This is a genomic window from Photorhabdus sp. S10-54, from assembly GCF_963878145.1.
Classification (GTDB): domain Bacteria; phylum Pseudomonadota; class Gammaproteobacteria; order Enterobacterales; family Enterobacteriaceae; genus Photorhabdus; species Photorhabdus kayaii.
Map to the genome: position 1 here is coordinate 1 of NZ_CAWNXG010000143.1, position 1,167 is coordinate 1,167.

At 39.8% G+C, this 1,167-nt stretch carries 1 protein-coding gene and 1 tRNA gene; both read right to left on the bottom strand.

Annotated features, from left to right (window positions below; translation table 11 throughout):
• Positions 1–128: 128 nt before the first annotated feature.
• Complete coding sequence (locus AACQ83_RS24155; RefSeq protein ID WP_112879886.1) at positions 129–911, bottom strand: endonuclease/exonuclease/phosphatase family protein; 783 nt, start codon at positions 909–911, stop codon at positions 129–131.
• 138 nt (positions 912–1,049) lie between these two features.
• Positions 1,050–1,126 (bottom strand) — tRNA-Asp (locus AACQ83_RS24160).
• Positions 1,127–1,167 lie beyond the last annotated feature (41 nt).

Consider the following 1,167-nt stretch of genomic DNA (forward strand, 5'->3'; position numbering starts at 1 on the left):
AATCTGATATCTTTCTGTCTCGGTCAGTTGTGTATAGGCCATAGTGCATTTTCCTGTGGCGGGAAAGGTGCCTACTATAGCAACTGACCGCCTTTCTGAAAAATTGCACTTATTAGTCGAATCCGCCATTAATAAAAATTCACAACAAGAGGATTATGATCGGAGGCATCAGTAAGTATCACAGTAGCATTAGCTATATTCAACTCTCGGAAAAAAATAAAATCTAAAGGTCTGCCAAACGCGATTGTTCGATAGTCATCAGTAAAAGATACTTCTTCAAGGTGTAAATATCTGGTAAAACGTTTTAAAGCATTTAATCGTTGCTTACTCCATGCATTAAAGTCACCAGCCATAATGACTGGGCCGTTATGTAAACGAACATGAGCACCAATGTTATTCAACTGGCGGCTATACACATCCACACCAAAACTGAAATTTATCGCATGCACATTAATAACCATTAACTGACGATTATCCTGTAAAAGATAAACAGTGATGAGAGCGGATTTAGATAAACGTAAAAGGGGCTCTTTCTCTCTCAGTGGGCAGCAATAGACAGGATGAGAAGTTGCTAACGTCATTACACCAGAGGGGTGTTGTGGTAATAGAAATGCAGGAACTTGATCAGATATTAGGTAATTTGAGGTAGCAAATTCAACTAAATCAGGGGTTGTCTGCGCTTCTTGTAATAAAATCAACTGGCTTTCGTTAGTCAGCTCTTTCAGAACCTTTCGCCATGAAGGACGCTGCTGTTTATAGATATTCCATACAACAACCCTAAGCTCATTTGTACCAGTGGTCAAAGGAGTACCTACAGGTAATGTATTCCCAAGCTGATGAGTCGACATAGGAAAGACACGTTCAACAGGTTGTCCAGCAACATATCTTATCGCATAGGTTTTTTTTACCACGTAAAAAACCTCTTAAATGCAGAATAACTATAAAAACTATCCAATTCTATCAAATAGAATAAGGTAGTTATTGATTTTAATACTCATAAACAGCAAAAAACCCTGAAATTTCTCTCAGGGTTTCTCTGAAAATTAAGGTGGCGGTGCGGACGGGGCTCGAACCCGCGACCCCCGGCGTGACAGGCCGGTATTCTAACCAACTGAACTACCGCACCACCGAATTCTCTTTGATTTATATCGCTGTTACGACATAAAA